Origin of the sequence: Curtobacterium oceanosedimentum, from assembly GCF_040545555.1 — a bacterium.
GTDB lineage: Bacteria > Actinomycetota > Actinomycetes > Actinomycetales > Microbacteriaceae > Curtobacterium.
Genome location: NZ_JBEPMD010000004.1, coordinates 230,666 through 252,204, shown reverse-complemented (window position 1 = coordinate 252,204; position 21,539 = coordinate 230,666). Strand labels below are relative to the sequence as shown.

Here is a 21,539-nt window from a genome sequence, read left to right as displayed (position 1 = left end):
CGGGCGCGGGCCGACCGTCGGCCGGGAGGCACGGGGCACGTCGGTGGCGCACGCTAGCGTCCGGCACGTGGTCACGCCTCGTACCGTCCCCGCCTGCTGCGTCCCCGGTTGCGACGCGCCCTGCGCGGACGGCTTCGCCGCCGTCCTGCCGCTCTGCGGTGGGCACGTGACGCTGGTCGCGGACGCGGCGGCCGAGCACGTCGGCACCGAGGACGCCCTGCCGGGTCCCTGCCCGCTGTGCGGCTCCCGGGTCGGGGTGCGTTGGCCGAGTGCCGTGCTCTGCGCAACCTGCGAGTGGCCGTGGGGCGACGTGCCGGACGGCGAGCTGCCGCCACCGCGGGTCGACGTCGTGTACTACCTGCGGCAGCGCGACGACTTCGGCGACCGCGTGAAGATCGGCACCACCACGAACCCGCGACAGCGGCTCGCGGCGGTGCCGCACCAGGAGCTCCTCGCGTTCGAACGGGGCGACCGGCACCTCGAGCGGCGGCGGCACGCGGCCTTCGCGGACGACCGGTTCCCCGGCACGGAGTGGTTCCGGACGACCCCGGCGCTGCTCGACCACGTCGCACGGGTCGCCGACGGCGTCGAGGACCCGTGGACGCTGCACGCCCGCTGGACGAGCGAGGCGCTGGCGCTGCGCGGGTGACACGACGTCGCCCGCGCAGCGCTCCGGTCTCAGGCCGCCGCCGCCGTCGTGCGCTGGCGGTCGGCCGCCGGGTCGTCCCGCAGGAACCGGTCGGCGGTGCGCAGGGACAGCGCCATGATCGTGAGCGCGGGGTTCGCGATGACGGCGCTCGGGAAGACCGAGTTGTCGCACACCCACAGGTTCGGCACGTCCCACGAGCGACCGGCCGGGTCGACGACGGACGACCCGGCGTCAGTACCCATGCGCGCGGTGCCGATCGTGTGGGCGGTGCGTTCGAGCACCCGGACGTCGGTCCCGCCGGCGGCTTCGACGATGGCGGTCATCGTGCGGACCGCGTGGGCGCGGATCGCGTCCTCGTTGGAGCCCGGCGAGAACGTCACGCGGGCCCGCGGCACGCCGTGCTCGTCGAGGTCGTCGGAGAGCACGAGCCGGTTGTCGTCGTACGGCAGGCACTCGGCGTTGATGCCGACCCCGGCCGTCCGCGGGTAGTCGCGCATCGCCCGGACGAGCTCGGCACCGCGGAGGCCCCCACCGCGGACCAGCGTGGTCGCGAAGGTCAGGGGCTGGACGCCCAGGCTCTGGATCAGGTACCCGCCGGCGAAGTCGGCGTCCGCCGGCCGGACGAAGTCCTCGGTGATGATCGACGACGGGTAGCCGCGGTACGAGCGCATCGACTCGTCGAACGTCGCCCACACCTGGGTGGCCCCGTGCGCGGTGAAGTTCCGGCCCACCTGCCCGCTGCTGTTCGCCAGCCCGGTGTGCAGGAGCAGGCGCGGCGTCTCCACCCCGCCGGCGGCGAGCACCAGGGAGCGGCACCGCTGACGACGTTCACGGCCGTCGCGCGTGTAGCGCACCGCGCACACCCTGCCGTCGCCGTCGAGCTCGATGCCGTGCACGAACGAGTCGGGGCGGATCTCGGCGCCGAACGCGACGGCGGCGGGCAGGTAGGTCGTGTCCATCGACACCTTCGACCCGTTGCGGCAGCCCTGGTGGCACGAGCCGCAGGACACGCAGGCCTGGCGCAGCCCGTGGTGCTCCTGCACTCGGTCCTCGGTGGTCAGCGCGACCGGCGCGTCCGTCGCGGTGATGCCGAGCGCCGCGGTGCCGCGCATCATCATGTCCGACGAGGCGTTGCGCGCCGGCGGACCCATCCGGTACCGGCGCTCCGGGTCCCACGGGTAGTGCGCGGGCCCGGCGACACCGACCTCGTGCTCGACCCGCTCGATGTACGCGGTCAGCTCGGCGTGGTCGACCGGCCAGTCCTCACCCTGCCCGCTCTCCGTGCGCAGGCGCAGGTCGTGGGTGCTCGGGCGGGGGGTGAACGCACCCCAGTGCAGGGTGGACCCGCCCACGCCCGTGCCGCTGTTGTTCGGACCGAAGGCCGTCGGGGCGGCACCACCGCTGATGCGCTCGTCCATCCAGTTGATGTCCGCGGGCGCCTCGACCTCGTCGGGGGTGTGGTCGCCCGGCTCGGTGTTCCGACCGGCCTCGAACGCGACGACGGTCAGGCCCTCGCGGGCGAGCCGGGCGGTGAGCGGGGCTCCGCCGGCACCCGTGCCGACGACGACGACGTCGACGACCTCGTCGTCCTGGTGGTGGCGCTGTGCGTCGAGTCTCATCGTCCTGCTCCCTCGGGTTCCCACGCTTCCCGCTGCCCGGCCCCGAGCAGCTGGAAGCCCTGCTTCCGGACGCCGTCGCCGCCGTTGGCGAAGCCGTCGTAGTCGATCTCGGACATGGTGGCGGGGTGGGCGAGCCACTGCTTCACCAGGTCCACGCTCGCGTCCTCGAACCAGACGCGCAGCTGCTCGGCGTCGAGCGGACCGTCCGAGCGGTACCGGCCGGCGGCGACGTCCTCCAGGGCCGAGGACAGGTCGTTGGTCGACACCGCCGCGAGCACGTCGAGCGCTCCGCGGTAGGCGTCGACGTCGGTCGGCATGCCGTCCGGCCGCCACCCGTCGCCCTGCCCTGCGGCGAGCTGGCGGTCCACGCGGAGGGCGAGGTCCACCTCGCCGTCGCCCGACTGCGGCACCACGATCCGGGCGACGTCCCGGAGCACGTCGAGCTGCTCGGGCGTCAGGGCGTCGGGCGTCGCGGCGGGGTCGTCGGGCAGTGCGCGCACGGCCAGCACCCCGCGGGTCCTGGCGCTCACGCGCGGCGACGCGATGACCCGGGCCTGGTCGGCGGGGACCACCGGGCCGTGCGCGATCCGACGTGCCCAGAAGTCGCGGACGAGCGTGGCGACCCCCTGCGGGCGCTCCCACGGCAGCAGGTGCGCGGCGCCCGCGACCTCGTGCAGCTCAGCGGCCGGCCAGTGCGGCATCGTCAGGCGTCGCTGCGCGTCCGCGGCGAGGTCGCCGTCCTCGGCACCGGCGAGCACGAGCGCCGGGACGGGGTTCGGCTCGGCCGTGACCGACCAGTCCTCCCGACTGCCACGGAGCAGCCAGTCGCGCCAGGCGCGCGGGTCGGTGCGCTGCACGTCCTGCACCGCCTGCTCGTGGCGGTCGGGGGGCAGGACCTCGGCGGTGTTCGCGTCGACGAACTCGACCGCGTGGTGCGGCTCGATCGGACCGTCCGCAGCCCAGGAGACCATCGAGGCTCGGCGGCCCTCGTCCATCGGCTCGGGCGCGAGGGGCGAGGCTGCCAGGAGCACGACGGCGCGCAGCCCGAACAGCCCGTTCGCGCCCGAGACCGTCCGGTCGGCGACGACGGTCGCGACCTTGCCGCCCATCGAGTGGCCGATGACCACCCACTCGGTCGCACCGCTCGCACCGATCGCACGCTCGACCAGCACGGCCATCTCCTCGACGGTCGTGCCACCGGACGCCGGGCTCCGGCCGAAGCCGGGCAGGTCGATCCCGACGAGGTCGAGGGTGCCGGCGAGCTCCGAGCGGAGCAGGGCGAACTCCTCCGAGCTCGAGCCCAGCGCGTGCAGGCAGAAGGCGGTCGCTGTCATCCTTCGTTCCTACCGTCCGTGACGCGCGGGACCCAGGCTGCTGTACCCCGCCGCCGTACCCCGACCGGCCGTGTCAGGCGGACGGGTGATCGTCGTAGACCGACAGCAGCATCGCCGCGCCGAGGCGAGCGACCCGCGCGGGCTGCGCCGACCGCTGCACGGCCGACTCGACCCGGGCTCCCTCGACGAGCAACGAGAGCGCCTGCGCCACGTGCGACGGCACGCCAGCCCGCGCGCAGAGCTGTGTCAGGTGCGCCTCGACGTCGGCGAAGTGCGCCTGCGCGAGCTCCGCGATCGCCGGGTCCGTGCGCCCCAGCTCGGCGTGACCGTTGATGAACGCGCACCCGCGCCACCCCTCGTCCGCGAAGCACTGCTCCAGGTACCCGAACACGCCGAGGACCTCGTCCCGCGGGTCGTCGGAGACGCGCGCGATGCCGTCGAGCGCACGACGCCAGGCACCGTGCCAGCGCTGCAGCACGGCGACCACGAGCGCCTGCTTCGACGGGTAGGCCGCGTCGAGCTCGTCGCGGTCGAGCCCCGCCTCGGCCGCGATGTCGTCGAGCGTCACCGGTGTCACGCCGTGTCGCGTGAAGAGCGTGTCGGCAGCGGTCGACGCCCTGCGCTGCGCCGGGGTCTCGCGGGTGGTGGGGGTGAGGGTGAGGAGCGTCATCGGCCTTCCGGAGATCGGTTCCGCGAGCCTAGCGACCGGACACCCGCGGGGCGTCGAGCGCCTCGGCCAGCAGGGCGCGCATGTCGATCGGCTGCGTCGGTGCGTCCGCCGCTGCAGACCGGCGCACCGGCAGGAGCGTGTCGGCCACGGAGCGGTCCGCTCCGGGCAGCGCCCGGGTGCCGCGGGACAGTCGGGAGCCCCGGATGCCGAGCTCGTTGCGCGGGATGCTCATGCGGAGAGCCCGAGCACGATCGCGGCGGAGGCGGCGGCGGTGACCGACACCAGACCGGTCGTCACCGCGGCGACCTGGAGGCCGTGCAGCCGACGGGCCTGACGAAGCTCGGAGAACACGACGTCGGCGCCCGCTCCGGCTGCTCGTCGTCGCGCGGCCGACGAGACGGCGTCGCGGGCGGTCCTCGGTCCGGTGTGCACTCCGGCGGCGGTGGTGGTCACGGTCATCGTCCTCGGGTCTGCGGGGCCGGTCGTTCCGGCACCCGTCCACCGAGGACGCTAGGAGACCGGGGGCGGCCGCGGACGTCGTTCGTCGGACGACGACGATTCCCGGACGTCCCCGGCGTCCGCGGCGACGACGAGTGGACATCCGCTCCCACGCGGACCGGCTCGTCCACCCCCGCACCGGGGACACGCGCATCCGGACAACGCCGCGCCACGCGGACAGAATGCACGGGACCCATGAACCCGACACCACCGCCCCGCATCGACGTCGAGACGCAGAGCACCGACCTCGACGCAGCACGCGACTTCCTCGCCACCGCCTACGCGGGCAACGAGTGGCGCGCCGACGCGACCGCGCAGCCCTTCGCGTTCCGGTACTCGGCGGTGGGCGACGCCGCGATGTCCCTGCGGTCGATCCGCTTCGACGGCCACCTCGAGGGCGTGATGACCCCGTCCGACGACTTCGTGGTGCAGTGGACGACCCGCGGCTCCGCCACCGTCGGATCGGGGCACGACCGGATCGTCATGGAGCCCGGTCGCCCGCAGCTCTGGCCGCAGCAGGGCGCGGCGTTCTCGTACCAGGACTACGACCAGCGCATCGTCCAGGTGAACCGGAGCGCCCTCGAGGAGGTCGCCGGCGAACGGGGGACGGCGCCGGGGCAGCTCGTGCTCGACCACACCGTCCGACCGGACGAACGGGCCATGCGCGTCTGGCGGAGCAGCGTCCAGCTCATCTCGCAGACCGTCCTCGACCGCCGTGCGTCCCCGCTGCTGCAGGCCGAGATGGGTCGACTCGGAGCCCTGGCACTGCTGGAGCTCTACCCGGTGGTCAGCTCGTCGCTCCCCGACGAGCTCCTGCTCCCCCGCAACGCGCACGTCCGACGGGCCGTCGAGTACGTCCACGAGCACGCGCACCTGCCGATCACGAGCACCGACCTGGCACGCGTCGCCTCGCTGAGCCTCCGTGCCCTGCAGACGGCCTTCCAGCGGGCCTTCGAGCTGTCCCCGAACGCCTACATCCGGCAGGTCCGGCTCGACCGTGTGCGCGACACGCTGCTCGTGGGCGACCCTGCCACGACGAGCATCGCCGAGGTCGCGCGGGAGTGGGGGTTCGCGCACGCGGGCCGCTTCTCCGCGACCTACCAGGAGCGCTTCGGGGAGTACCCGCGGGACACCCTGCGGCGGTCCGGCCGTCAGCGCGCGTAGGCGTCGACGAAGAGCGGCCCGCGGAGGTCCCGCAGCGTGTCGACGAGCCGCTCGACCGTCCGGCCGGAGATGCCGGACACCTCGAGGTCGTGGGGGCCGAGTGCGGGCAGGCGGCCGGTCCGGATGCGGACGACCTCCCACCCCACGGCGCGGACGGCCCGGTCCTTCCGGCGGTCGGTCTCCTGCCGGGGTCCGACGTGCTCGAGCCCGTGCCGGCCGGTGCTGTCGTACTCGATCGCGACGCGGAGCTCGGGGAGCACGATGTCCGGCCAGGCCTCGACGTGGTCGAAGAACGGGCGGTCGAGCCGGATCGCGGTGTGGTCGAACGTGAACGCGAAGCGGTCCCGGAGCGCCTGCCGGAGATCAGCCTCGACCGCGGACGCCGGAGCGGGGGCGCACACGCTCGTGAAGGAGTCACCCGAGGGCAGCCGCGGCGTCCTCGGGCAGATCGACCGCGGGACGGGCTGCGCCGAGCGACCGCCACCGGTCCGGGCCGGGCGACCCGGACGTCCCGGTGTCCGTGACCCGGACCGTGCGGACGCCACCGCACCACTCGGTAACTGGCTCGGCACCGGTCTCGTCACCGGGACCGGACCGCGTGCCGGGGCGGCGGGCAGCGTCTGCCGACCGCGGACCCGCTCGGCCCGCTGCGGGGGCGGGACCGCGGCAGGCCAGTCCGCGGGGAGCACCGGCCACCGTCGCGGGGTCGCCTGCAGGTGGCACTCCGGGCACCACACCGACCTGCGGCGCTCGCGGCCGGGGCGTGCACGCTGCTCGGCCGGCGTCGCGACGAAGACGTGTCCGACGTCGCACTCCCACGTCAGCAGGACCTCGGCCGCGGGCGGCACCTGCGTGAGCACCACGCCGTGGTTCCACTCCGGGTGGTACTGCCGCACGAGCACCGGCCAGGACGCCCAGGCCGACCGGAACTCGCCGACGGCGTACGGCACGGCGGTGCCGCGCGACCACTGTCGCCGTCGCCACCACGCGTCCACCGGTTCGACCACGGAGCCACCGTAGGGAGCACCGCCGACACCGGCGTCAGCGCAGCACGTCGTCCCACCGACTCCGCTGGACGGTGTCGCTCGGGTGCTCGCCGAACCGCTCGGCGTACGCGGCGGCGAACCGACCGAGGTGCGCCCACTGCCACCGGCGAGCGACGTCGGCCACGAGGAGGTCCCCACCGGACGTCTCGAGCTCCCGGTGCGCACCGTCGAGCCGCTCGGCGCGGAGCCTGGCCATCGGCGACTCCCCGAACCGCCGGTGCATCGCGTTCTGCAGTCCCCGCTCGCTGATCCCCACCGCGTCCGCGATGTCCCGGAGGGTCACGGGCTGGTCGGCGTGCGTGCGGATCCACTCCGCGGCACGGTCGGCCGAGCCGCGACCGGTCGGCGTCGGGCTCGGCACGACCGGGAAGGCCTCCACGACGGCGTCGGCGATCGCGGTGTTGACGGCCTGTCGCGCCGAGTCGGCGAGCGCCGCGTCCATGACCGGTCCGCCGTGCGCACGGATCACGTCGCGCAGGGTCCGCCGGGCAGAGTCGTCCGTGGACTCCAGCGCGAGGACGACCGGACCCGTCGGCACGTGTCCCCGGCGCACGAGCGCGCGACGGAGCACGCGGTCGGAGAGGTGGACCATCGTCACCGTGCGGACGTCGGCCGTGAAGGCGTAGCGGCGCGAGGCGGAGAGCAGGACCGGGACGCCCGGTTGCACGGCGAGTGCGTCGCCGGTGTCGACGTCCTCGATGGTCGCGCTGCCGTCGCCGACCCAGAAGACGATGTGCTCGTCACGGGGCCGCATGGTGCCGGCGCGCGTGCCCTCGACCTCGGCACGTCTGACCGAGACCTCGGTGTCGCCCGCGCCGAGGTAGCGGAAGGTGTCCAGGGCGCTGTCGATCCCGTCGGCGGTCCCGTAGATCGTGTCGAGTTCGACGCCGCGGTCCTCGCTGACGGCGACCACCCGGAACCGGCGGAACGTGGGGCCTTCGGTCCCCGGTGCCTGCACAGTCACGACCGCATCGTCTCAGCACCGGCGCTCCTCGTACGCTTTCCGGACAGGTGTGTCGCGCGGTGGGCGGGTCACCAGCGGATGCGGGCGAACTCCTCGCGCAGTCGGCGCGCACGACCGGGGTGCACCTGCTCGACCCAACCGATGCGGCCGAGCAGGTGCGCGCGGAAGTCCGTGTGGCCGTGGCGGTCCTGGGACGCCGGGCCGTGCACCACGCAGTTGTGCAGGACCGCGTGCAGCCGGTCGACCTCGCGCCGACCGGGCGACGGCCACTCGTTGACGACGACACCCGTGACCGACTGCCGGGAGCCCCGACGCCGCACGCGGGTCTTGTGCGGGTTGAGGCGGTGGCCCTGCTCGGTCACGATCCGCTCGACGCCGCGCAGGAACGCTCCGGACCTGGCGGCCAGCCGGTGGTCGCCGCTGAAGGTCAGGTCGTCGGCGTACCGCGTGTAGTGCCCGCCGGCCGCCGACGCCCACCCGTCGAGCCGGGCGTCGAGGTGCCGGAGCGCCGTGTTGGCGAGCGCCGGCGAGGAGGGCGCGCCCTGCGGCAGGTGGGCGACGGCGAGCGCGTCGCGCAGGGCCGCGCGTTCCTCGGGACTCCCGCCGGCGGGCATCGCGGTGAGGACGTGCGGCGGGACCCGGTGGGTGCAGAGCCCGGTGAGCACGTGCGCGAGCGGCTCCGCGTACCCGGCGGACCGGAACACGCCGTAGACCGTCGGCGCGGTGACGCTGGCGAAGAACGTGGTCAGGTCGGCGGTGAGCACGACCTGCCGACCCGTGTGCGCCGCGGCCCCGGTGACCACGCTGCGGCCGGGGACGAAGCCGTGGGCGGCATCGTGCACCGGGAGCCGGACCAACAGGCCGTCGAGGACCGCGCGCTGCGTCCTGTGGAGCAGGTCCATCGGCTTCTCGAGCAGCCGCGGTACCCGTCCGGGGCGGAGCACCCACTCGTGCCGGACGTGGTGGAGCGGACTGCCCGCCGGGGCGTGGCGGTTCCACGCCCTGGTGTCCGCGAGCCAGAGCAGCCGGCCGACGGTGACGTCGAGCGCACGGGCGAGCTCGGGGAGCGTGTCGACGAGCAGCGGGCTGTCGGTCTCGGGTCGTGCCCGGACGGCGGTCGCGCGGCGGGCGAGCACGCGGACCGGACGCCGGGCCTCGCGGGAGCGGTGCAGGGCCGCGAGCTGCGGTGCGGCCGCGAGCACCGCGGCGAGCTGGCGGGGCGCGTCGACCGGTGGTCTCGGGTACGCGTCGAGGGCCGCCGCTACGGCTCGTCCCACGTACGCCCGTTCCACGCCGACGACGGTGTACCCGGCAGCGGTCAGGTCGTCGACCGTCCAGTCGTCGGCGGTGAGGAAGGCGTCGGCCAGCGCCGCCGCCACGACGGTGAGGGGCGTGGGGTTCCCGGGGGACCCGTCGGTGCCTCCGTGCGGCGTGGCGCGCGGAGCGCGCTCTCCCGCTCGGGGCGTGTCGTCCTGCTGGTCCTGCGTGCCCCGGGGTGACCCCGGAGAGGTCGACGCGTCACGCGCGTCGGCCGCCTCCCCCGGGAACTCCACCCGGCCAGCGTACGGCGAGCAGCCGTCGGACGGGAGGCTCGTCGCCGGCCCGGTGCGGACCTCCCGTCCGTCGTCGGGTCGGCCCCCGCTAGCGGCGTGGCCGGCCGAGCAGGACCGTGCCGACCATGGCAGCGACGCCCGCCCAGACGAGCGGACGTGTCACGCGGCGGCGCTTCGCCACCCAGCCGCCGTCGGTGGCGTTGTGGGCGTCGGCGGGCTCGTACAGGTTCCCGTCGCTCGGGACGCCCTTGCCGCGGAGCGCGAAGGTCTCGACCATGGGCTTCGTGATCTTGTGGAACAGGCCGGGGAACACGTACTGCAGCGGCACGAGTGACGCCTGGATGCGTCCGACGAACCGGTAGCGCTTCGGGTGCAGTGCGGCCTGCACGACGGCCTTCCCGGCGCGCTGGACCGACACCGTGGGCGGCAGCGGGTGCGAGGTCTTGCCGGTGTAGTTCGCGCCGTTCTGGTAGATCGGGGTGTCGATCGTCGAGGGCAGCAGGGCGGTGAACCGGATGCCGGTGCCGGCGTACTCGTCGCCGAGGACGTCGACCAGGCCGAGGGCAGCGTGCTTGCTGGTGACGTACGCCGACTGGTAGGGCGCGGAGAGCAGCGACTGGATGGACCCGACCAGGACGTAGGTGCCCTTCCCCCGCTGCTTCCAGTGCGGCAGCAGGGCGGAGATCGCGTGCAGGTGTCCGTAGAGGTTGGTGTCGACGACACGCTTGAACGCCTTCGTCGGGGTCTGCTCGAACAGCCCGTAGACGAACAGCGCGGCGTTGCCGACGAACACGTCGATCCGGCCGAACCGCGCGGTCGTGGTGGCGACCAGGGTCTGCACGGCGCGCTCGTCGGCGACGTCGGTGGGGATCGCGACGGCCTCGGCCCCGAGGGCGCGGCACTCGGCCGCGGCGGCTTCGAGCGAGCCCTGGCCCCGGGCGGCGAGCACGAGCGTCGCGCCCTGCCGGGCGAACTCGTGCGCAGCGGCCCTCCCGATGCCGCTCGATGCTCCGGTGACGACGACGATCTTCCCGCGGAACCGTTTGGTCATGTCTGCGTTGCTACCCGGCGGCGGCTCCGGTGGCACCCAGGCGCGGCGTTCCCTCAGCCGGCGCGGCGCGGCCACACCGTGTAGCTGACCGCCCAGAGCAACTCGATCCCGAGCACGACCCCGAGGACCGGGAGCCAACCGACCAGCGCCTCGGTCCGTGACCCGGTGCCGAACGCGAGCAGGAAGGCGCCGACGACCGCGGCGGCGATCGCGACGGCGAGGAGCGTCCGCAGCACGTCGGCCCAGCATGCTCGGGTGTACGCCCACCCGGTCGGTCTCGTCGGCAGCGGGCGACCGTGCCGCCGGTGCGCGAACCGGGCGTCGGCCCAGCCGACCATCCGCCGCCCGTAGGCGAGCGAGACGCCGATGTAGAGGGCGGCGAGACCGTGCATCCAGTCGGCCCGTCCGCCGCGCGCCAGGTCGAGGGCCGTGACGGCGAGGAGTGCCGCGTCGATCACGGGAGCGGTCCCGAGCACGAGGGCACCGGCACGGGGGCGCCCGGCGACGTACCGCAGGGCGAGGCCCGCGACGACGGCGACCCAGAAGCCCACCTCGCAGGCGATGACGGCGGCGATCAGCATCGGCTCACCTTTCTTGGTACGACTGTGTTCACACCGCCATGCTAGTACAGCTGTGTACGATCGCGACGTGCCCAAGCTCATCGACCACGACGAACGCGATCGCGAGATCGGCGAGGCAGCCTGGCGCGTCCTCGCACGCGAGGGCCTCGCCGCCCTCTCCGTCCGGAACGTGGCCGAGGAGGCCGGGATCGCGACGGCCTCGCTCCGCCGCGCGTACCCGACACAGGACGCACTGCGGGTGGCCTGCCTCCGACGGGTCTTCGAGCACGTGCAACGCCGACTCGACGCACTGCACGCCGCGCGTCGACCGCACGACGATCCCGTGGAGTTCGCGGCACGCTGCCTGCGGGAGCTGCTCCCGCTCGACCACGAACGCCGGGTCGAGGCCGGGGTGTGGGTGACGCTCGGCTCACTCGCACTCACCGATGACGGGGTGCGCGCGGCGTACGACGAGGCCCACGCCCTGCTGCGGGGTGCCTGCGCGGCCCTCCTCGCCCTCGCACGCACACCCGCGACGACCGAGGGCCACGCCGACGTCGTCGTGACGCCCGACGCCCAGCGCCTGCACGCCCTCGTCGACGGCCTGACCCTCCACCTCGTGCACGCACCCGCCGACGCCGACGCCACCTGGGCGATCGACGTGCTCACCGCCGAGGTGCGACGCCTCGCCGCGACCAGCTCGAGCTGACGCGTGCGCCGCGCTCCGCTCGACAGGCGCACACGCCGCGCGCTTCCGGCGCAGGGGTCGAGGTGCGACGATTGGCGCATGCCGAAGGACGAGCTGACGGTCGAGGAAGCGACGGCGATCGCCGAGCACGCCCGGTCCGGGTCGCTGCCGCTCGACGACCCGGAGGTCCGCCGGGTGGTCGAGCAGGCCAACCGCACCCTGGTCCGGGCGCAGATGTGGGGCGAGGACCGCAGCCCGAAGCTCCGCCGACGTCGACGGTGGCTCGCCGCGAGCGCCCTCGTGATGGTGCTCGTCTGGGTGGCCGGGTTGCTCGTGCCGCTGGCGTTCCGACTCGGGCTGTGACCACGGCGATCGTCCCGTGAGCGCGGCTCAACACGCCCGGCCCTCGGAGTGGGGTTGCCCGGAGCACCCGGTCCGGGTTGACTCGACCGTGTGACGAGCACCGCGGACCGCCCGTCGTCGGCGCGGACGTGGACGACCTCGATCCGCGACGACACGGGGCCGATCGTGCTCGCCGGGTTGCGGACCTCGTGGGCGCCGCTCGCGAAGCAGACCGTCATCGCGGCGTTGATCGTCGGAGCGGCCGTCGCGAGCGCGTTGTCGCCGTGGCTGCTCGTGACCGACGCCCCCTGGATGTGGACCGGCGTGGGCATCGCCGTGGCGGGTCTCGTCCTCGCCGCCGTCGCAGCCCGTTGGCCTGCCGTGCTCCGCGTCGAACTGGTGATCCCCGCCATCGACTTCGTCGCGGTGGGGCTGCTCCGGTACGGCACCGGGGACAGCCGATCGGTCTTCACCACGATCGTCGCGCTGCCCCTGATCTGGGTCGCGGCGAACCCCGGTCGCCGGAACATCTCCTGGCCGGTGCTCGGGACGGCCGGCACGCTCATGCTGCCGTACCTGATCGCCCCGCAGGACCCACAGGGCAGCGAGTTCGTCCGACTGTTCACCGTCGTGGTCGTCTTCGGCGCGATGGCGGCCGTGACGAACGAGCTCGCGCGGCAGGCGAACCTCCAGCTCGCCGCGGTGCAGCGTCGACGACGCGTTGCCGAGGGCGAGCTCGATCGTGCAGCCCTCGTCCAGCAGTCACTCCTCCCGACCACCGCTGCAGGGCTGCCCGACGAGCTCCGCGCCGTGGGCGTGTGCATCCCCGCCCGGACCGTCGGCGGTGACTTCTACGACTGGTTCCCGACCCCCGGCGGGGCAGCCTTCACGCTCGGCGACGTGATGGGCAAGGGCGTCGGCGCCGGCATGATCGCCGCGGCCGTGCGCTCCCTCATCCGCAGCACGGTGGACGAGTCCGACCCCGCGGTCGCCGTCCGCCGCGCCGCGACCGGGCTCGCAACCGGCACGTCCGACCTGACGAGCGGGCAGTTCACCACGTGCTTCCACGTCCGGGTCGACCGCGACGGGCACGCCCGGTGGGTGGACGCGGGGCACGGACTGACGGTGCTGCGGAGCGCCGACGGATCGGTCCGCCCGCTGCGGTCCGCGCACCTGCCGATCGGCGTCGGTACCGCCTGGACCGCCGAGGACACCGTCCTCGAGCCGGGCGACGTCATCGTCACCGTCAGCGACGGGGTCCTCGACCTGTTCGGCGGTGACCTCGACTCGGTCGACCGCTTCGAGGCGTGGGTCGCCGAACGCGACCACCCGCAGCAGGTCGTGGACGGCATCGCCGACCTCGCGCACGCCGGCGAGCACCCCGACGACGTGACGGTGCTCTGCGTCGGCTACCGCCCCTGAGGCCGTGACCGCCTCCTTGTCCCTCGAACTGTGGACTGGCCACGGGTCCGATCACGGGCGATGATCGTGCGTCCCGTCCACCGACGGGCACGAGGACAGGAACACCGACATGCCGCACGACCACACGCCGGACGACGCCGGACACCCCGTCGACCGACGCCGCTTCCTGATGCTGGGCCTCGGTGGTGCTGCGACCGCGACGGTCGCTGCCACCGCGGCGCTCTCCGCTGACGGCCGGGCCGAGGCAGCCACCACGACGTCCGCAGCCACGCTGCTCGCCGCGGACGAGTTCGACGGCGCCGCGGGCACCGCTCCGAACTCCGGCATCTGGCGGTTCGACACCGGCGCCGGCGGCTGGGGCAACGCCGAGCTGCAGACCTACACCGACTCGCGGCGCAACAGTGCGCTGGACGGCGCGGGCAACCTCGTCATCACGGCGCGACGCGAGGCCGACGGCACGTACACCTCCGCCCGGCTGAAGACCGAGGGCACCTTCACGGCGCAGTACGGCCGGATCGAGGCACGCATCCGTATCCCGCGCGGACAGGGGATCTGGCCCGCGTTCTGGATGCTCGGAGCGGACATCGGACAGGTGGGGTGGCCGACCTGCGGCGAGATCGACGTGATGGAGAACGTCGGGTACGAGCCCGGCACCGTCCACGGCACCGTGCACGGACCCGGCTACTCCGGAGCGAAGGGGCTGTCGGCCGCTGCGACCCTGCCGAACGGCGCAGCCTGGGCCGACGCGTACCACGTCTTCGGGGTCGACTGGCGACCGGGGTCGGTCACGTGGCTGGTCGACGGCGTCGCGCAGCGCACGGTCACCCGGGCCGACGTGGGGTCGTCGCCGTGGGTCTTCGACAAGCCGTTCTTCGTGCTGCTCAACGTCGCGGTCGGCGGCACCTGGCCCGGGTCACCGGACGCGACCACGCGGTTCCCGCAGCAGATGCTCGTCGACTGGGTGCGGGTCTGGCAGCAGTCCTGACGGCGGACGGGAGGCCCGTGGCGACCCCGCCACGGGCCTCCCGTCCGTCCACCGCTCAGCGCCGGGCGCGTGCCAGCAGCCAGAGGTACGTCGCGTGGCCGACCAGTGCCAGGCCGAAGAACACCGCCGCGACCGCGTAGACGCGGTCGAGCTCGCCCTGGCCGATCACGAGCATCACGACGCAGAACACGACGGCGCCGGCGAGGACGCCGACCTGGATCGTCGACCAGATGCGGCGGAAGCGGGGCATGCCGGAGTCGTCCACGACCCCATTCTGCCCGACGCCCGTCGCGCGCCCGCGTCGCCGCGGTCTACTTCTCCGGGTCGTGGCCCCAGTTCATGAGCGAGTACCGCCACCGCGAGTCGTGCGAGTCGCCCTTCGGCTCCTGCTTCGAGTGCCGTGCCACGTAGCCGACGACCTTCCGCATGTGGGCGTGGTCGTCGTCGGTGTAGTCGCCCTGCTTCTTCTCGAGGATGCGGACGATGTGCCGACCGCTCTCGTGCCCGGTGGACTCGCCGCCGCCGTCGGACTTCTGCCCGACCTCCTTCGACTCGTCCGTGTCGAGCCACTTCTCCAGCTCCGACGCGGTCATGTTCACCGCGTCGGCGAAGTCGTCGCGCGTCTGCTTCTCGTCGTGCTGGTCGTCACTCATGGGCGCCAGCGAACGCGTCCGGCCTGGGTGTCCACGCAGCGCTGCGTGTCCCCCGTTCCGGTGCGCTGATCGGACGCCGCTCCGCGTCCGTCCAGGCCGCCGCGGGTTGTGTGTCCCCCGAACACCCCACGACAGGAAGCGAGAGCGACATGCGCGCAGTGGTCTGGCACGGCATCGGGGACATCCGTCTCGACGAGGTCCCGGAGCCCACCATCCAGCACCCGGAGGACGCGATCGTCCGGATCACCCGCAGTGCGATCTGCGGAACGGACCTGCACTTCGTCCGCGGCACCATGGCGCCGATGGAGGAGGGCACGATCCTCGGGCACGAGGCCGTCGGCGTCGTCACCGAGGTCGGGGACGCCGTCCGCGGGTTCAGTGCCGGGGACCGCGTGGTCATCAACTCGACGATCTCGTGCGGCGCGTGCCGGTACTGCCGGATGGGCAAGACCGCGCAGTGCGACGTCGCCAACCCGAACGGCCCGCAGGCCGGCACGAGCTTCTTCGGCGGCCCGCAGTCCACCGGGCCGGTGAACGGCCTGCAGGCCGAGTACGTGCGCGTGCCGTTCGCCCGCAACACCATGCACCCGCTGCCCGAGAACGTGAGCGACGAGCAGGCGATCCTGCTCTCCGACATCTTCCCGACGGGCTGGTTCGGTGCCGAGCTCGCCGGCGTGACCCGCGGTGACGTCGTGGTCGTGTTCGGTGCCGGCATCGTCGGCCAGTTCGCCGCCGCCTCCGCCTACAAGCTCGGCGCCGCCCGCGTGATCGTCGTCGACGGCGAGGAGACCCGGCTCGCCGCAGCACTTGCGCAGCACTGCGAGGTCGTCGACTACAACCGCGAGGACCCGGTGCAGGCGATCATGGACCTGACCAACGGCATCGGCGCGGACGCCGTGATCGACGCCGTGGGGGTCGACGCCGAGCGCCCGAAGCGGGGCCCCGCAGCGGTGTCCGACGAGCAGGCCCAGCAGTTCGACGCCGAGGTGCAGCAGGTCGCGCCGGACGCCTCGCCGGACGGCTTCGGCGAGCAGAAGCAGTGGAAGCCCGGCGACGGCCCGTCCCAGGTCGCCCAGTGGGCGGTGGCGTCCGTCGCGAAGTACGGCCGCATCGGCATCATCGGCGTCTACGGTCCGACCGCGCAGTCGTACCCGATCGGCGAGGCGATGAACAAGAACCTGACGATCCGGATGGGCAACTGCGACCACCACTCGGTCACCCCGCCGCTCATCGACCTCGTGGCGTCGGGTCAGTTCGACCCGACCGCGCTGATCACCGAGCACGAGCCCATCGGCGACGCGATCGCCGCGTACGAGGCCTTCGACCGGCGTGAGCCCGGCTGGGTCAAGGTCGAACTGGAGGCCACCCGATGAGCGCACCCGACCAGGCAGCACCCGCCGACCAGGCGGCACCCGCCGACCAGGCAGCACCCGCCGACCAGGCAGCACCCGCCGACCAGTACGAGTTCGGCGACCCGCGCAGCCGCTACCCCGACGTCTCCCCCGAGCCGCAGACGCAGGAGGAGCCGGGCCTGCAGTCCCAGATGGACCCGATCCCCGACCTCGGCGAGTCGAGCTACCGGGGCACCGGGCGACTCGAGGGCCGCAAGGCCGTCATCACCGGCGCCGACTCCGGCATCGGCGCGGCCGTCGCGATCGCGTTCGCTCGCGAGGGTGCCGACGTCGTCCTGGCGTACCTGCCCGAGGAGCAGTCCGACGCCGACCACGTCATCGAGCAGATCGAGGCCGCCGGACGGAGGGCCGTCGCGGTCCCCGGGGACCTGCGCGACAAGGCGTACGCGGGACTGCTCGTCGAGCGCGCCGTCGCCGAGCTCGGCGGCATCGACGCGCTCGTCAGCGTCGCCGGCAAGCAGCGCTGGCAGCCGGACCTGCTCGACATCACCGACGACCAGTTCGAGGCGACGTTCGACGTCAACGTCTTCGGGCTCTTCCGGCTGGTCAAGGCGGCGCTCCCGCACCTGCAGCCGGGGTCGACGATCACGACGACCGCTTCGATGGAGGCCTACCAGCCCGCACCGGACCGGCTCGACTACGCGGCGTCGAAGGGCGCGATCAACAACTTCTCGAAGGGGTTGTCGCAGCTCCTCGTCGAGCGCGGGATCCGGGTCAACATCGTCGCACCCGGCCCGACCTGGACGGTCCTGCAGCCGAGCGGCGGCGTCGACCCCGAGTCGCTGCCCGAGTTCGGCAGCAGCGAGTCCCCCATGGGTCGTGCCGCACAGCCGGCCGAGCTCGCCCCCGCGTACGTGTTCCTCGCGTCGCAGGAGTCGAGCTTCGTCGCCGGCGAGACCCTCAACGTCAACGGGGGCATGGTCACGCCCTGACCCCGTCCACCTCCGGCTCGTGAACCGGACACTCCGCTCCCCCGAGCGGGAATGCCCGAGCAGCCGACGATGTCGAACCATCCACACACCACGCGAAGGAGCACACCATGACCCTCGACCTCCACAAGGGGAACAGCGTCGACACCGAGCGTCGCTGCATGCCCACCAGCACCCTGCGCGCCCTGCACGACGACCAGCAGGAGCAGACGTTCGGCCGCTGGCTCGGCCAGATCAACGGTCAGCGCTGATCAACGGTCAGCGCTGATCACCGGCCAGCGCTGATCGACGGTCGGCGCTGATCGACGGTCGGCGCTGATCGCGTTCGCTGCGCGACGACGGACGGGAGGCGCGGTGCCGGCTGGCACCGCGCCTCCCGTCCGTCCGTCGTTCCGCCGGAGCTGCCGGAGCGGCGAGACGCCACCGTCAGGGCGAGACACCGCCGGAGCGTCGAGACGCCGCCGGATCCGGCGGCGTCTCGGCGGGCCGAGGGCGCCCGGCGCTGACGCCGGCGTCTCGCCGACGGCTGCGCCCCGCGAGGACGGGGGCGTCTCGCCCAGGACGGGGCGGCTCGCAGCGCCGCCGCGCTGCTAGGTTGCAGCTGTGTCGTGGGGTCGGTGGTGGTTCGCGCTGCAGGCGGTCGCCGGCGCCGCCTGGTGGGTGCTCGTCCCCACCGTGCCGTTCGTCCGGACGGCGACGCTCGGCTCGCTCGACCCCGTGCTCGTCGCCGCGCTCGACGTCCCGCTCTTCGTCCTCGCCTCGGCGGCGGCCGCAGCCGGCATCCGCTGGGCAGCCGTCGTCGCCACGGCATGGACCGTGCTCGTGCTGCTCGGCACGGTCGTCTGGGCGACGGTCACCCGCGAAGCCGGCTGGGGTGTCGTCGCGATGACCGCGGCGGCCGTCGGCTCCGTCCCGGCGCTCTCCCACGTGCTGCTCGGACGGGTACGGACCGAGCTCGTCACCTCGGGACCGCTGCGGTTCCGAACGGCCGACCCGGACGCAGGGCCGGTCCGGCACGTCCTCGGGACGGCGGTGCAGATCGTCGTCTTCTGGGGCCTCTTCCTCGGTGTGTTCCCGCTGCTCGTCGCTGCCGCCGAGACCCGCTGGCGCCTCCGACCGACCCTGCCCGACGCGGTCGTGCACGACGTCGCGGTCGTCGGCGTCGTCGTGTTCGTCCTGGCCAGCCTGCTCGGCCTGGCCTCGGCGCTGTCGATGTCGACCCGTGGCGCCGGCACCCCGTTGCCCTCGGCGATGCCGAACCGGCTCGTGGTGGCCGGGCCCTACCGGGTGGTCCGGAACCCGATGGCCCTGGCGGGGCTGACCCAGGGTGCGGCGGTCGGACTCGTCACCGCGTCGTGGACCGTGCTCGTCTATGCGGTCGCCGGTTCCGTGGTGTGGAACTGCGTCGTGCGCCCGCTCGAGGAGTCCGACCTGGAGCAACGCTTCGGTGACGAGTTCCGCCGCTACGCCGCGGCCGTCCGGTGCTGGGTGCCGCGCCTGCGACCCGTACCGCGGACCTGATCGCGCGCACCGCGGTACCGCTCGGGCGAGCCCGTCGGCGAGTCGGGATCAGGATCCTGCGCCGCTGATGTTCACCAGCCAGGTGACCCCGAACCGGTCCGTCAGCATGCCGAAGGTGTCACCCCACGGCGCCTTCGTCAGCGGTTCGATCACCGTGGCCCCCTCGGCCAGCCCCTCCCACCAGCCGGTGAGCAGGTCCTCGTCGTCGCCGCTGAGCGACACGGAGACGTTGCTCTCGGTCGGCGTCGGCATGCTCGCCGGCGAGTCCGACGCCATGAGCAGCAGTCCTCCGGGGGTCTCGATCTGGCCGTGCATGATCTTCTCGGCGTCCGCGGGGTCCTGCACCATGCCCCCCTCGGCGAAGGTCATCGTCTTCAGTTCGCCGCCGAGGACCCCGTGCCAGAAGCCGAGCGCCTCGCGGGCCTGGTCGCGGAAGCCGATGTAGGGGTTGAGGTGGACGGACACGGTGACTCCTTCGGGTCGCGCGGACTCCGACGGCCGCGTCGGCACGATGATCGCAGACCACCGGGACCGGCGGAAGGTCCCGATCGCGCGTGAACCGGACGACCGGTCGGATCGCGTCCGGAAGACGAGCGGATCCGCCGGGCCTCCCGCCAGCCGTGCAGTGTGGGCGGGGTCGCCCGTCGGGCGACACACCGCGCTCGGGCCACCGAGCGCGGACGCCGGGTGCGGACGACGTGAGAGGAGCGACGGGTGCGACCGAGACTCTCCGACCTGCACGAGGAACCCGGCGAGTGGCACCGGCGAGGGCTGCGCCACCCGGACGAGATCGCCTCCCTCGTGCACACCCGGCTGCTCGAGAACGTCCCGGCCGACCCCACCTACCGCGACTTCTTCACCACCGGGTGACCGTCGTGCGCTGCCCTGCTCAGAGATCCCGGAGCATGCGACCGGCGACGACGTCGTTCCAGGCCGTCGTGGCCCCCGCCTCGACCGCGGTGTGCAGTCCCCCGTGGCCGTCCTCCAGACCGCACCGCCACCGGTCGAACACGCTCATGCAGAGAACGCGCGCAGAGCGGCCCGGGCCGACGACCGGAGACTGCGGCGCTGGGCCGTCGGGCACCTCCGGTGCTGTCGCCGGATCGGTCGCGGGCAGGGGTGTCGCTGTCGTGTCGTCGTGCATCTCACCAGTGGGACGACACCAAGAGCCGATGTGTCACGAAGTGACCGACTGGACGACGCTCGGGCGCGCCGTCTGCGGGTGGTGCATGCTCGGAGGGGACCGGTCCACCCACCGGCTCGGCTCGGACGGAAGGCGGGGATGAGCGACGGCACCTCGCTGCAGCACGCGTCCGACGCGACGCTCGTCTCCCGCGCGGCCGACGGGGACGTCCTGGCGTTCGAGGTGCTCGCCCGCCGGCACGGACCGCTGATGCGCATCTACGCGGAGCAGGTCCTCGGCTCGAACGTCGAGTCCGACGACGTGGTGCAGGAGGCCTTCCTGACCGGGTGGCGGAAGCTCACCGACCTCGAGGACACCGCGCGCTTCCGACCCTGGATGATGCAGATCGTCACGCGTCGGGCCCTCGACCGGCTCCGCCGGCGGCGACACCACGACGACCTGGCGGACCACGACGAGGCGGCCGACCCGGCGCAGGTGCCGGAGCGTACCGTCGAGACCCGGATGCAGCTCGACGCGATGTGGGCGGCGCTGGACCGGATGCCGGTCGACCAGCGTCGGTGCTGGCTGCTCCGCGAGACCGCCGGCTACAGCTACCAGCAGATCGCCGAGGAACTCGAGCTCCCGACCTCGACCGTGCGGGGTCTGCTCGCACGGGCACGACGGTTCCTCTCCGCGGAGATGGAGGGATGGCGATGACGACGAACGGCCTCCCCCTGCCCGAGGACGACCTCGACGGGCACACGATCGAGGAACTCGCGGACTACCTCGACCGTGGCCGGATCCCGATCGACCCGTCCATCGAGGGCTCGGCCGCCTGCCGTCTCGCGATGACCAACATGCAGCGGCTCCGCGAGTTGTCCCTCGGCGCCCTCGAGCAGCGTGCCGACGCCGAGCCCGAGCGGGAGACCGCCTGGGTCGACCGGCTGCTGGAGGCGATCCGTACCGAGGTCCGTCCCGGGCGAGACGTCCCGGTCGCCCATCCCGACCCCCGGCTCCGCCTGGCGGTGACCGAGGCGGCCGTCCGCGGTCTCGTCCGTCGAGCCGGCGACACCATGGGCGGTGTCGTGATGGGCCGGTGCGTGCTGCGCGGCGACGTGGAGCAGCCCGGGGCCGCTGTCAGCATCGACGTCACGGCAGGACTCGTCTACGGCGGGCCGGCCCTCGACACCGCCGAGCGGCTCCGCCGGACCGTCGCCGAGGCCGTCGAGCGCCACACCGAGCTGCGCGTCGAAGCCGTCGACGTCCACTTCGACGACGTCTACCTGCCCTGACGACGGCCTGCACGAGGACGACCTGCACCGACCACCACCTGCCCGACGCCGACGATGACGACCC

Annotated in this window: 27 protein-coding genes; 13 read left to right on the top strand and 14 right to left on the bottom strand. The window is 73.5% G+C overall.

The window, feature by feature from the left end; genetic code table 11:
* The first annotated feature begins 67 nt into the window (after positions 1-67).
* Positions 68-649, top strand: a complete 582-nt coding sequence (locus ABIC52_RS06360; protein ID WP_354026890.1) for a GIY-YIG nuclease family protein — start codon at positions 68-70, stop codon at positions 647-649.
* Between the two features lie 29 nt (positions 650-678).
* Here ABIC52_RS06360 and ABIC52_RS06355 read toward each other — a convergent pair whose 3' ends face one another.
* The 5 genes from ABIC52_RS06355 to ABIC52_RS06335 all read right to left on the bottom strand — a co-directional run bounded on the left by ABIC52_RS06355 (position 679) and on the right by ABIC52_RS06335 (position 4,725).
* Positions 679-2,268 (bottom strand): GMC family oxidoreductase, encoded by a 1,590-nt coding sequence (locus tag ABIC52_RS06355; protein ID WP_126892508.1) that lies wholly within the window; start codon positions 2,266-2,268, stop codon positions 679-681.
* The gene (locus ABIC52_RS06350; RefSeq protein WP_354026889.1) at positions 2,265-3,602 is read right to left on the bottom strand and encodes an alpha/beta fold hydrolase; all 1,338 of its coding nucleotides are present in this window, start codon (positions 3,600-3,602) and stop codon (positions 2,265-2,267) included. The genes ABIC52_RS06355 and ABIC52_RS06350 overlap by 4 nt, the downstream gene beginning before the upstream one ends.
* 73 nt (positions 3,603-3,675) lie before the next feature.
* Positions 3,676-4,272 (bottom strand): TetR/AcrR family transcriptional regulator, encoded by a 597-nt coding sequence (locus ABIC52_RS06345; RefSeq protein ID WP_354026888.1) that lies wholly within the window; start codon positions 4,270-4,272, stop codon positions 3,676-3,678.
* A 28-nt stretch (positions 4,273-4,300) separates the two neighbouring features.
* Positions 4,301-4,504, bottom strand: coding sequence for a hypothetical protein (locus ABIC52_RS06340; RefSeq protein ID WP_126892511.1), 204 nt, complete (start codon positions 4,502-4,504; stop codon positions 4,301-4,303).
* Positions 4,501-4,725, bottom strand: coding sequence for a hypothetical protein (locus ABIC52_RS06335; protein WP_126892512.1), 225 nt, complete (start codon positions 4,723-4,725; stop codon positions 4,501-4,503). Before ABIC52_RS06335 ends, ABIC52_RS06340 begins: the two co-directional genes overlap by 4 nt.
* Before the next feature lie 240 nt (positions 4,726-4,965).
* On the opposite strand from ABIC52_RS06335, the gene ABIC52_RS06330 reads away from it, so the two are divergent.
* On the top strand, positions 4,966-5,934 hold the full coding sequence (locus ABIC52_RS06330; RefSeq protein ID WP_126892513.1) for a helix-turn-helix transcriptional regulator: 969 nt from the start codon (positions 4,966-4,968) through the stop codon (positions 5,932-5,934).
* On the opposite strand, the gene ABIC52_RS06325 is transcribed toward ABIC52_RS06330, so the two are convergent.
* The 5 genes from ABIC52_RS06325 to ABIC52_RS06305 all read right to left on the bottom strand — a co-directional run bounded on the left by ABIC52_RS06325 (position 5,922) and on the right by ABIC52_RS06305 (position 11,129).
* Positions 5,922-6,941 (bottom strand): putative endonuclease domain-containing protein, encoded by a 1,020-nt coding sequence (locus tag ABIC52_RS06325; RefSeq protein ID WP_354026887.1) that lies wholly within the window; start codon positions 6,939-6,941, stop codon positions 5,922-5,924. The genes ABIC52_RS06330 and ABIC52_RS06325 overlap by 13 nt on opposite strands.
* 34 nt (positions 6,942-6,975) lie before the next feature.
* Positions 6,976-7,944 (bottom strand): helix-turn-helix transcriptional regulator, encoded by a 969-nt coding sequence (locus ABIC52_RS06320; RefSeq protein WP_354026886.1) that lies wholly within the window; start codon positions 7,942-7,944, stop codon positions 6,976-6,978.
* A 68-nt stretch (positions 7,945-8,012) separates the two neighbouring features.
* On the bottom strand, positions 8,013-9,497 hold the full coding sequence (locus tag ABIC52_RS06315; RefSeq protein ID WP_354026885.1) for a reverse transcriptase family protein: 1,485 nt from the start codon (positions 9,495-9,497) through the stop codon (positions 8,013-8,015).
* An 88-nt stretch (positions 9,498-9,585) separates the two neighbouring features.
* On the bottom strand, positions 9,586-10,548 hold the full coding sequence (locus ABIC52_RS06310) for an SDR family NAD(P)-dependent oxidoreductase (RefSeq protein WP_354026884.1): 963 nt from the start codon (positions 10,546-10,548) through the stop codon (positions 9,586-9,588).
* Between the two features lie 53 nt (positions 10,549-10,601).
* Positions 10,602-11,129 (bottom strand): hypothetical protein, encoded by a 528-nt coding sequence (locus ABIC52_RS06305; protein WP_126892258.1) that lies wholly within the window; start codon positions 11,127-11,129, stop codon positions 10,602-10,604.
* Positions 11,130-11,196: 67 nt separating this feature from the next.
* Between ABIC52_RS06305 and ABIC52_RS06300 the strand changes: the two genes are divergently transcribed.
* The 4 genes from ABIC52_RS06300 (at position 11,197) to ABIC52_RS06285 (ending at position 14,545) form a co-directional block, all read left to right on the top strand.
* Positions 11,197-11,817 carry a TetR/AcrR family transcriptional regulator gene (locus tag ABIC52_RS06300; protein WP_354026883.1) on the top strand — a complete coding sequence of 207 codons (621 nt, stop codon included), beginning with the start codon at positions 11,197-11,199 and terminating at the stop codon, positions 11,815-11,817.
* A gap of 78 nt (positions 11,818-11,895) precedes the next feature.
* Complete coding sequence (locus ABIC52_RS06295) at positions 11,896-12,159, top strand: hypothetical protein (RefSeq protein WP_209825193.1); 264 nt, start codon at positions 11,896-11,898, stop codon at positions 12,157-12,159.
* Between the two features lie 90 nt (positions 12,160-12,249).
* Complete coding sequence (locus ABIC52_RS06290) at positions 12,250-13,560, top strand: PP2C family protein-serine/threonine phosphatase (RefSeq protein ID WP_354026882.1); 1,311 nt, start codon at positions 12,250-12,252, stop codon at positions 13,558-13,560.
* Between the two features lie 109 nt (positions 13,561-13,669).
* Positions 13,670-14,545: a glycoside hydrolase family 16 protein gene (locus tag ABIC52_RS06285; RefSeq protein ID WP_354026881.1), complete on the top strand. Its 876-nt coding sequence runs from the start codon at positions 13,670-13,672 to the stop codon at positions 14,543-14,545.
* Between the two features lie 55 nt (positions 14,546-14,600).
* Here the strand turns inward: ABIC52_RS06285 and ABIC52_RS06280 are convergent, their stop codons facing one another.
* Entirely contained in the window at positions 14,601-14,810 is a 210-nt protein-coding gene (locus tag ABIC52_RS06280; protein ID WP_354026880.1) for a hypothetical protein, read from the bottom strand.
* 46 nt (positions 14,811-14,856) lie between these two features.
* Positions 14,857-15,198, bottom strand: coding sequence for a DUF3140 domain-containing protein (locus ABIC52_RS06275; RefSeq protein ID WP_354026879.1), 342 nt, complete (start codon positions 15,196-15,198; stop codon positions 14,857-14,859).
* 149 nt (positions 15,199-15,347) lie between these two features.
* On the opposite strand from ABIC52_RS06275, the gene ABIC52_RS06270 reads away from it, so the two are divergent.
* From ABIC52_RS06270 to ABIC52_RS06255, 4 genes are all read left to right on the top strand, one after another.
* A complete protein-coding gene (locus ABIC52_RS06270) occupies positions 15,348-16,571 on the top strand; it encodes a zinc-dependent alcohol dehydrogenase (protein ID WP_354026878.1) in 1,224 nt (407 codons plus the stop codon).
* Positions 16,568-17,542, top strand: a complete 975-nt coding sequence (locus ABIC52_RS06265) for an SDR family oxidoreductase (RefSeq protein ID WP_354026877.1) — start codon at positions 16,568-16,570, stop codon at positions 17,540-17,542. The genes ABIC52_RS06270 and ABIC52_RS06265 overlap by 4 nt, the downstream gene beginning before the upstream one ends.
* Positions 17,543-17,649: 107 nt before the next feature.
* A complete protein-coding gene (locus tag ABIC52_RS06260) occupies positions 17,650-17,790 on the top strand; it encodes a hypothetical protein (RefSeq protein WP_153257447.1) in 141 nt (46 codons plus the stop codon).
* 352 nt (positions 17,791-18,142) lie between these two features.
* Positions 18,143-19,060: a methyltransferase family protein gene (locus ABIC52_RS06255; protein ID WP_354026876.1), complete on the top strand. Its 918-nt coding sequence runs from the start codon at positions 18,143-18,145 to the stop codon at positions 19,058-19,060.
* A 48-nt stretch (positions 19,061-19,108) separates the two neighbouring features.
* Here the strand turns inward: ABIC52_RS06255 and ABIC52_RS06250 are convergent, their stop codons facing one another.
* Positions 19,109-19,525: a VOC family protein gene (locus ABIC52_RS06250; RefSeq protein WP_209676899.1), complete on the bottom strand. Its 417-nt coding sequence runs from the start codon at positions 19,523-19,525 to the stop codon at positions 19,109-19,111.
* 249 nt (positions 19,526-19,774) lie between these two features.
* Between ABIC52_RS06250 and ABIC52_RS06245 the strand changes: the two genes are divergently transcribed.
* On the top strand, positions 19,775-19,930 hold the full coding sequence (locus ABIC52_RS06245) for a hypothetical protein (RefSeq protein WP_153257442.1): 156 nt from the start codon (positions 19,775-19,777) through the stop codon (positions 19,928-19,930).
* A 19-nt stretch (positions 19,931-19,949) separates the two neighbouring features.
* Here ABIC52_RS06245 and ABIC52_RS06240 read toward each other — a convergent pair whose 3' ends face one another.
* The gene (locus tag ABIC52_RS06240; protein ID WP_274542772.1) at positions 19,950-20,078 is read right to left on the bottom strand and encodes a hypothetical protein; all 129 of its coding nucleotides are present in this window, start codon (positions 20,076-20,078) and stop codon (positions 19,950-19,952) included.
* 264 nt (positions 20,079-20,342) lie between these two features.
* On the opposite strand from ABIC52_RS06240, the gene ABIC52_RS06235 reads away from it, so the two are divergent.
* Both ABIC52_RS06235 and ABIC52_RS06230 read left to right on the top strand, forming a co-directional pair.
* Positions 20,343-20,900 (top strand): RNA polymerase sigma factor, encoded by a 558-nt coding sequence (locus ABIC52_RS06235; protein WP_354026875.1) that lies wholly within the window; start codon positions 20,343-20,345, stop codon positions 20,898-20,900.
* Entirely contained in the window at positions 20,897-21,475 is a 579-nt protein-coding gene (locus ABIC52_RS06230; RefSeq protein WP_126891721.1) for an Asp23/Gls24 family envelope stress response protein, read from the top strand. The genes ABIC52_RS06235 and ABIC52_RS06230 overlap by 4 nt, the downstream gene beginning before the upstream one ends.
* Positions 21,476-21,539: the final 64 nt, after the last annotated feature.

Coding starts and splice junctions, on each gene's coding strand:
- ABIC52_RS06285 (WP_354026881.1), top strand. CDS start 13,670: ATGCCGCACGACCACACGCCGGACGACGCCGGACACCCCGTCGACCGA.
- ABIC52_RS06305 (WP_126892258.1), bottom strand. CDS start 11,129: ATGCTGATCGCCGCCGTCATCGCCTGCGAGGTGGGCTTCTGGGTCGCC.
- ABIC52_RS06270 (WP_354026878.1), top strand. CDS start 15,348: ATGCGCGCAGTGGTCTGGCACGGCATCGGGGACATCCGTCTCGACGAG.
- ABIC52_RS06340 (WP_126892511.1), bottom strand. CDS start 4,504: ATGAGCATCCCGCGCAACGAGCTCGGCATCCGGGGCTCCCGACTGTCC.
- ABIC52_RS06355 (WP_126892508.1), bottom strand. CDS start 2,268: ATGAGACTCGACGCACAGCGCCACCACCAGGACGACGAGGTCGTCGAC.
- ABIC52_RS06240 (WP_274542772.1), bottom strand. CDS start 20,078: ATGAGCGTGTTCGACCGGTGGCGGTGCGGTCTGGAGGACGGCCACGGG.
- ABIC52_RS06235 (WP_354026875.1), top strand. CDS start 20,343: ATGAGCGACGGCACCTCGCTGCAGCACGCGTCCGACGCGACGCTCGTC.
- ABIC52_RS06275 (WP_354026879.1), bottom strand. CDS start 15,198: ATGAGTGACGACCAGCACGACGAGAAGCAGACGCGCGACGACTTCGCC.
- ABIC52_RS06295 (WP_209825193.1), top strand. CDS start 11,896: ATGCCGAAGGACGAGCTGACGGTCGAGGAAGCGACGGCGATCGCCGAG.
- ABIC52_RS06260 (WP_153257447.1), top strand. CDS start 17,650: ATGACCCTCGACCTCCACAAGGGGAACAGCGTCGACACCGAGCGTCGC.
- ABIC52_RS06230 (WP_126891721.1), top strand. CDS start 20,897: ATGACGACGAACGGCCTCCCCCTGCCCGAGGACGACCTCGACGGGCAC.
- ABIC52_RS06330 (WP_126892513.1), top strand. CDS start 4,966: ATGAACCCGACACCACCGCCCCGCATCGACGTCGAGACGCAGAGCACC.
- ABIC52_RS06310 (WP_354026884.1), bottom strand. CDS start 10,548: ATGACCAAACGGTTCCGCGGGAAGATCGTCGTCGTCACCGGAGCATCG.
- ABIC52_RS06345 (WP_354026888.1), bottom strand. CDS start 4,272: ATGACGCTCCTCACCCTCACCCCCACCACCCGCGAGACCCCGGCGCAG.
- ABIC52_RS06265 (WP_354026877.1), top strand. CDS start 16,568: ATGAGCGCACCCGACCAGGCAGCACCCGCCGACCAGGCGGCACCCGCC.
- ABIC52_RS06350 (WP_354026889.1), bottom strand. CDS start 3,602: ATGACAGCGACCGCCTTCTGCCTGCACGCGCTGGGCTCGAGCTCGGAG.